3 protein-coding genes and 2 pseudogenes are annotated in these 8,380 nt (G+C 44.7%); 4 read left to right on the forward strand and 1 reads right to left on the reverse strand.

Annotated features, from left to right (window positions below):
• A pseudogene (locus AC1DSE_RS25120) lies at positions 1–262 on the forward strand (gfo/Idh/MocA family oxidoreductase); the annotation flags it as partial.
• Between the two features lie 1,081 nt (positions 263–1,343).
• Positions 1,344–5,765, forward strand: a complete 4,422-nt coding sequence (locus AC1DSE_RS25125; RefSeq protein ID WP_477528359.1) for a DUF4855 domain-containing protein — start codon at positions 1,344–1,346, stop codon at positions 5,763–5,765.
• 93 nt (positions 5,766–5,858) lie between these two features.
• On the opposite strand, the gene AC1DSE_RS25130 is transcribed toward AC1DSE_RS25125, so the two are convergent.
• Positions 5,859–6,791, reverse strand: a complete 933-nt coding sequence (locus AC1DSE_RS25130) for an ArsR/SmtB family transcription factor (protein WP_076268999.1) — start codon at positions 6,789–6,791, stop codon at positions 5,859–5,861.
• 290 nt (positions 6,792–7,081) lie between these two features.
• Here AC1DSE_RS25130 and AC1DSE_RS25135 point away from each other — a divergent pair, with 290 nt between their 5' ends.
• Positions 7,082–7,843, forward strand: coding sequence for an SDR family NAD(P)-dependent oxidoreductase (locus AC1DSE_RS25135; RefSeq protein ID WP_477512520.1), 762 nt, complete (start codon positions 7,082–7,084; stop codon positions 7,841–7,843).
• A 20-nt stretch (positions 7,844–7,863) separates the two neighbouring features.
• Positions 7,864–8,380 (forward strand): annotated as a pseudogene (locus tag AC1DSE_RS25140) (cache domain-containing sensor histidine kinase); the annotation flags it as partial.

The following is an 8,380-nucleotide window of genomic DNA, read 5'->3' on the forward strand; positions in this document are numbered from 1 at the left end:
GTATCGTTATGCAACGGGAGAACAGCTTGAAATTCGCTGCAGCGTCCAAGGGGATGGCCACGGAGGCGGAGATGATCGGATGGTCAGCTCGTTCCTGCGAAACGTTTGCCAATTTGACAGCAATCCTTCACATGGCTTGACCTCTGCAACGGCGTCGCTGCAAAGCCATCTGATAGCATTTGCGTCGGAGCATTCGAGGCTGCATGAGGGGCTTGCGATCAAAATGTCGGATATGCTTGAGAAGCAAGAGCTGCCTGCATAAGGTAAATAGGCAGGGTTGAGATAAGGTGTCTCCATAGTGGTCAGCTCGCTGGAGCAATAGTTCGCTTTGGACAAAAATGATGGATCATATGCTGCAAGACAATGGTACAAGAGCTGTTTAGCTAATCATGTACTGCTATTTCCTGTTCTGGTCGATGGCTGTTTGCTTTAAAGCATACGATGGGTAGGCGAACGAACGCTTTGGCTTACTGGTTAGCAAGAGCCTTGAGAAAAGAAATGTTGGGATCTCTAGTTATTCTTCATCTGCTAGTTGCGCTTATGTTTTTAATAGTTATTTCGCCGTCAGCGGCGCACAACATGCTAAGAGCACTCCCCTAACGAACTGTATTAAGCTTATTGTACAGAAAATTACCTGTTTTAAGTTTTAACGAATCTTAATGTCGTTATTTCATGCTTTATAAGATGTTATGCCTCATTTTTCTCGATATAATGCTTCTGGAGTTCGTTGGAATTTCAAAGCTATACGAATAGTCTAAATAAGAGCTGCTAGGTTCGTTAGCGATATATGCTTTAACGATGGCCGCTAGCAACAGAGCATTTTGAGCGTCAACAGTTGAGGCGGATTGTGTGAATACGCATAAATGCGAAAATAGAATGCGTTGCAAAATTAAACCTATCGTTTCCATACAAGGCACGATGAAATAGGGCGAGTCTCAAAAGAGATAAACTCACTGGAGAGATAGCTCGATTTCATTAATAATCATGCAGCTGATGAAAAAAATGGCGTCACAGAAATTTTTTCTGTGACGCCATTCCCTATTTGAGTCTATTTATTTTGAGATAGGCCCATTTATTTGTCCATGACAAGAGCAATCTGAGCGGTGAAAGGAGACAAGTAAACAAATGTATATCAAAGTCATAAGTTATCTCTTTGAAAGTTGGGTCAAGTTTCTTAAAGTAACAGTAAGAACATGTCCTGCAAGCTTCTACATCGGTTGCGATGGAATCTTAGGAAGGAGGATTGAGTGCTGCAAAAGACTTAAAGCAGGCTTGAAATGAAACCTATTGTATTGCATGTCTAGTAGTCTTTTTATTTGAGAATAGAAAGGGAGCTGTCATTAATGAAAAGAAGTAAAAGCTGGATAGCTATCGCATTGATAAGTGCCCTGTTGTTGACACTGGTTCCGGCAGTACAAGCGGAAGATGGACAAGATCAAGGACAGGATCAGGGACAGTCTGCATTCCGTAATCTTGCTGCGGGGCTTGGATATGAATGGTCCGAAGCTCCGGAGGCCAAGTACCCGGATGATCATAATAAGCTGACCGATGGCATTTATGGAAAGTTGGATATGTCGGACCCGGCTTGGGTAGGGCATGTGAAGAAGATGACACGCGAGGTTGTGTTTGATTTAGGGGAGAAGAAATCTATCTCGAGCATTAAAGCGCGATTTTTGCAGGATTGGCCTGACAACACTATGCTTGTGCCGTTGACGGTCTCAATGTACGTATCCGACGACAAAGAAAATTGGGGAACGCTTTCACACAATTCAACCAAGCTGCTTTGGGGGGATGGGCCGCCAAGAGAAGAGGTATATGACTGGAATGGAAGCAGAGATGGCATCAAAAGTGGGAATTCTGATGCGGAGATGGCTTATGCCCGTTATGTGAAAGTAACCTTCTCGATGCATACGAGAGCTTGGACCTTCATTGATGAAATCGAAATATGGGGCGCAGATGGAAAAGTGGAAGGAGCGGAAGAAGTTGCCGCTGAGCAGCCGAGCTACTTAGAGCCGGGAGAAGCAACGGCTGGCATTCGTAATCTTGGATTGCTCTATAACGGACAATATGCGAATGATAAGGGTACTTGGACGAAGGATCGGATTATTCCTAATATCAGTTACGTAGATCGGTCCGGGGAACCAGTGGATTGGCTTTTTGACGGCGTTCTTTATCTTGGACTTACATCGCCGGCCGGAAATGCGTTTGGCGGAGGAGCTACGCTGGAGGACTGGAAATGGTACCTGAACAAAACATTTGCAGAAACAGGCGATATGCAGCAGCTAAACGAAGCGGCGATGGAAGTTGGAAGCAAGCTGAATCAGCCTGATCATAAGGTAAAGGTTGTTTTAATGATTCCAGACCCAGGTGAGTATGTGAACGATTTCGGAGATATTGACGGTGATGGTATATCTGAAAGCTTCAATGCTTCTGAAGTTGGAGAAATGAAAGCGTATGCAAATAGAGAGAAAGCGATACAGTGGTGGTTAAATGAAGCGGAACAAAAATGGGCATCAAACCATTACTCTCATCTTGAGCTTGCCGGCATGTACTGGCTGGAGGAACAAATCAGTACAAGCGCGACAGGGCCGGATTTAATTCGTTCGACGAGTAATAAAGTGCATGCTCAGAACTTGAAGCTTTTCTGGATACCGCACTTCTTAGCTTACAAAAGCCATATGTGGAAGGATGTCGGGATAGATGCTGTAGCCTTCCAGCCAAACTACTTTTTCGAGCCATTGGATGAGGATCGTCTGGAAGACGCCACGAACATAGCGAAGCGGTATGGGATGGGCGTTGAGCTTGAGTTTGATGATCGTATGGTGACTGATGGCGTGTTTAGGGAGCGGTATGTTGATTATTTAAACAGCGGCGTCCAAACCGGCTTTATGCAATCAGCCTTTAAAGCCTACTACCAAGGTAATAATGCTGTATTTGATACGGCGGTAAGTGCTGATCCTGCAACACGCATTTTGTACGATTGGCTCTATCAATTTATAAAAGGAACGTATCAAGCGAACAACGCTGCCCCTCCAAAGGCAGAAGTACAAATGAATGGCCAAGTGCTTCAAAGCGGAGTGGCTATTTCGGAAAGAGAACCCATTTCGTTTACATGGAAATTAATCAATGATGATGGAAGTGGATTGAATAAAGTAACAGCTACCTTTAATGGCAAGCCTTACACAGAAGGAACGGTTATAAATTTGGCAGGCAAGCCAGGAAAACATGAGCTTGTCATTACCGTAGCAGCAGGCAAATCGGAAAAAACATTTTATGTGATTGAAGCGGGTACCAGCGCATCCGATTTGAAAACATTAATTGAAAGCTACAAGGAAACCAAACAATTCACAAATGACGAAGCAGCTCGCTCGCTGAACAATTATTTGGAGATGATGAKCCGGTTCGAAGGAAACGACAAGTCGAAGTTTACCAAGTACTTAAAAGGCTTTAATGCGAAGCTGGAGCTTCTGAAAAAAGAGCATATGATTACAGACGGGGCGTACAGCACGCTGAAGGAAGACGTCTATTACCTGCTTGGAAATTTGGCACAGAATAAAGCCGCGGAAGCATCTACAGTAGAAGCCGGTAATCCAAATTATGCTCCGGGGAAAGCAGTTGATGGATTCCCTTCAACAAGATGGGCAAGTGAACTGCTGAACAACACATGGTTCCAGGTCGATCTCGGTGAAGTGACGGAGATGGACACTGTAACGATTGATTGGGAATACGCTCGCGCAAAAACCTATAAATTACTCGTCTCCGATGATAAGCAAAATTGGAAGAGTGTGATCAAGGAAAATGACGGCGTAATTACGGCGAAGGACGGCAAAGAAACGGTTCATTTTGACCCGATCAAAGCTAGATACATTAAATTTGAAGGGATCGAAAGAGCAACATTTTACGGATATTCGTTCTATGAATTTGGCGTTTATCACTTTTCGGGAGCAGAGGAAGCCAAGCCTATTGAAGGCATTAAAACTACGGTAGATGCGGCATCCAAAAAAGTAACTTTAGACGGTCTGGTAATGAATGGCGATCTTGCAAACGTAAGTTTGAAAGTCGTCGATCCACAAGGCAAAGTTCACTATGAAGCGAAGAAGATGAGTGAAGCTGCTGGAAACTTTCAATTCGACTTTACACTTACAGGTGAACTAGAGGGAACCTATGAGGCCTATCTAGCAACAGATGATATGAGTGAGCCGGAGAAGATTACTTTTGAATACAAGAAAGAGATTGAGCTTATTAAGACGATAGAAGGCGTTAAAGCAGGACTGGATACTGCGGCAAAAAAGGTAACAATTGATGGGTTAGTGGTGAATGGCGATCATACAAAAGTAAGCTTGAAGGTGCTTGATCCACAAGGCAAGGTAAATTACACAGCCGAGACGACGAGTACAGAAACTGGAAACTTTCAATTCGCATTTACATTGACAGGTGATGTAGAGGGGATCTATGAGGCGTATCTAGCATTAGATGATATGAGCGAGCCTAAACGGGTTACTTTTGAGTACAAGAAAGCATCGACTGGCGGAGGAGGCGGGGACTCGGTCATTTCCACTCCTGACTTGTTCCAGCTGCAATCAGATGGTTCTGTCAAAGCGGAAATGAGCACTAAGCTTGATCCAAGTGGAACGATGGCTGTCGGTGTGGTCAGTGAACAAGACCTGCAGAAGGCGATAGCTCGGGCGAAAGCAGATAAAGACGGAAAGCTGAAAGCAATTATTGTGCTTAACAAAAACGGCGAGGCAGCGAAGTATGCTTTGGATCTTCCTGTATCCTTCTTGTCTGAGCATCCTAACTTGCTTATTGAAGTAACGACGCCTAAAGCAACGATCTTGCTTTCTGGACAGATGCTGGTGAAGTCAGCAGAGCTTGGCAAGGAGCTGCGGCTTATCATCGGCGAGCGGGACCTTAAAACGTTGAAGMAGGATGTACAGATCCAGATAGGTGAAAGAGCAGTCGTTGAGCTTTCGGCGCTATTGGATGGAAAGGCTTATACATGGACCAATGCAAAGGCACCGATTACCGTTACGGTCCCGTATTTGTTAACAGGCAGCGAGACAGCGTCAAGCATCGGTATATTGTCCATTAATGAACAAGGAACAGCATCAGCAATTGCGGCAGCAGCCTATTCCGACTCAGATAAACATATCAGGTTCCAAATAGACCGCATGGGCATCTATGCAGTATTTTATAAACAGCCCGCAGCAGCCTTTACAGATCTCGGCAAATACTCTTGGGCGCAGGAAGCGGTTGAGAAGTTGGCTGCCTTAGGTATTGTAAAAGGAACATCGGCTACAACCTTCAGCCCGGCTGTACAGGTAAGCCGAGCAGACTTTATTCTAATGCTTGTAAGAGCGTTAGGCTTGAAGGCGGAGGCAAGCGATGCATTCACAGATGTTCAGCCACAGGATTATTTTTATGATGCAGTGGCTATTGCCAAGAAGCTAGGTATCGTTACCGGCATGGAGGGTGGACGATTTGAGCCGAAGGCAAAGATAACAAGGCAAGATATGATGGTTATGGCAGCGCGGGCATTAAAGGCAGCGGAAGCGTTAGAGCTACCTAGCGATATTGCATCGCTCAGCAGCTTCAAGGATGCAGATAAGGTGCCAGATTATGCAGCCAGCAGCATAGCAGGCATGATTGAGCTAGGTCTCATTCAAGGAGATGGCGGCATGATCAAGCCAAGCAATCATACTACCCGTGCTGAAACTGCAGTGTTTCTTTACCGAATCTTGAATTTGCTATCAGCGAAAGAATAGATTAACGAGGCACTATGACAGGAAGCAGCTTAATCAAGCTAAAGAAGAGGAGCCCCATGCGGGGCCCCTCTTCTTTTCTTCGTATATAGCAGATTAGACGGTTGTCCGATCCTCTTGCGCCAGCTTCGTATAGTACAGCTTGAAAATGAGATCCTGATTATAGTTTCCGAAACCAGAGCCGAATAAAGTAAAGCCGCCAATATGCTCAGCATCCTCCAAAATCGCAATACGGAACGTCCAGTGACTGTTGCTAATATCAATCTGGTCGAGACTTACATCCGAGAGCCTAAGGCCGTCCATGTAAGTGCCATCCTTCTTAATAATCAACCGCTTCAATAAACCGAACTGGTTGACATCATCAAACCACCAAGGTGGATTAAGCTTGCCTTTTCCGCCATAATCGGCAGGGCTCGTCCACATGCCAACATTTACACCATTAAAGAAAAACGTAAGATCCGAAGGCCAGTTCATATTGGTGAGAGGCGCTTCAGACGAAATTTCCATCGAAATTTCGAGCTCGTCTGGACTCTCGCTCGTTAATAGGAAGTTAGGAATTTTGTATTCGATATAACCTTGCGAGAACCATAATATTTTGGCGTTCACGCGATCGGGATCAAGAAAGTAGCGGGGGTCGTCGAAAATTCCGATAACCTTTTCCGTCGTGCAAATGCCGCAAGTAGGAACGATGTTGAGATCGGTATAATGTCCGATGGAAACCTCGGTTCTGCGTGACTCGCGCTGTACGACGTCCTTGCGAGGGAATGCTATTTCAAGTCCATCCATGCTAAGCGAGCACACCTTCTGAGCGGCACCGCCTTTGCCGGGGGTCATTTCGGATTTGATGATTCCGGCCTTCTCCAGCTTTTTTACGTGCATTGTCATGATTGCACTGCTTAAGCCTAAAGCCTCTGCCAGCTCGCGAATGTTCATTGATTTTTTGGAGAGCAGGTGAATCATTTGAATGCGTACATTACTCGATATAGCCTCAAATATAGGCAGGCTTTGCTCTGATAGCTCGATTTTCAAGGGTTACCTCCGAATAAGAGTTATTATTAATACATATGTGAATGTTTAGAGTAGGCTATAGTCTGTAATATACATGAAAATAGTCGAAATCACAAGGAATATTGCTTGAAATAGCCGCTGCAAGCCATGAAGAAGATAACCATATTGTAAATTAATTCGCCGTATCGTTTACTTGTGTGTACAAATTCATTTTTTTTGGATAAGCTTTATAAAATGAATATTTTTTGGTAGCATAATTATTAGTAAATGATCTAACAAATCTGTTTCCATAAAGAAAGGTGACCTTATTCATGCACATTGATCTTTCTAATAAAACAGCTTTAATCACAGGAGCTACTGGCGATTTAGGACGGGTTATGGCACGTACACTGGCAAGCTGCGGCGCTAACATCGTTCTGCACTACAATAATAACGAAGCAAAGGCCAAAGAATTGCAGACGGAAATTACAGCTATGGGCAGAAAAGCGATGATCGTACAGGCAGACGTAACGAATGAGCAGCATATTAATGAAATGAAAGCTAAGGTAACAGAGGAGCTCGGCCATGTAGACATCGTTGTCGCTAACGCGGTCATTCAGTACCAATGGACAAGCATACTAGAACAGCCTGTTGCTGATTATGTCAGCCAATTCGAATCCTGCGTATTGCATAGCGTCTTTTTAGCGAAAGCTTTTGTGCCGGCAATGATCGAGCGGGGCGGCGGTAGAGTCATTGGCATCAACACTGAATGCGCGATGCAAAATTTTGTGGGACAATCAGCCTATACAGCTGGCAAACGCGGGATGGATGGCGTCTATCGTGTGTTAGCCAAAGAAGCTGGGGAGCATCAAATTACGGTTAATCAGGTTGCGCCAGGGTGGACCATCAGTGATCGCGATCGTGCCACTGGTACGGAGGAGAACCTTGCTTATTCACAAAACGTTCCGCTTAAACGCAGAGGAACGGACCAAGAGATTGCCAATACGGTCGCTTTTCTAGCATCGGATCTAGCAAGCTTTATAACTGGCGCTTACATTCCTGTAAACGGCGGAAACGTTATGCCTGCCATCTAGAATAAGGGAGAGTTAAGAGGATGAGCCCCAGAAAACGATTGTGGCGCATATGGGCAGCTTTAGGCAGCATGAGAATGGAGGGGAAGCTATTTATCGTTTTCCTGCTTCTAATCACGCTGCCGTTATCGTTTATAGGCTACATCTCATATAGCAATTACTCGCGTTCGATTGAGGAGAAAACGATTGTCTATTCGACCAAAATGCTTGAGAACATGATGGTTCGTGTTGACGATTATATCGAGGATATGATTCGTATTTCCTCTATTCCTGCGTACCAGAACGATATCAAACAAAATCTGATTCTCTCGAACAGCTATTACGAGAAAAGGCAGCAAACATCGATCGATAATAGCAATCAGGTGCCTGACGATTTTGACCTTCTGCTCTTGATCCAGCGAGGCATAGAGGGAAATATTTCGTTCATCAATACGATAAAACGCGGCGCCAACTCGGTTTATATATTTGATCAGTTCGGCAATGGCTATTATTCAACAGCTGGCGGCGGCATTCGGTTGAACGTGAAGGAGAGCTATGAGA

The sequence above is a fragment of the Paenibacillus sp. 01L418 genome (assembly GCF_056400045.1).

What these genes read in the sequence shown, in the direction of transcription:
- AC1DSE_RS25135 (WP_477512520.1), top strand. Translation starts at nt 7,082, where the DNA reads ATGCACATTGATCTTTCTAATAAAACAGCTTTAATCACAGGAGCTACT.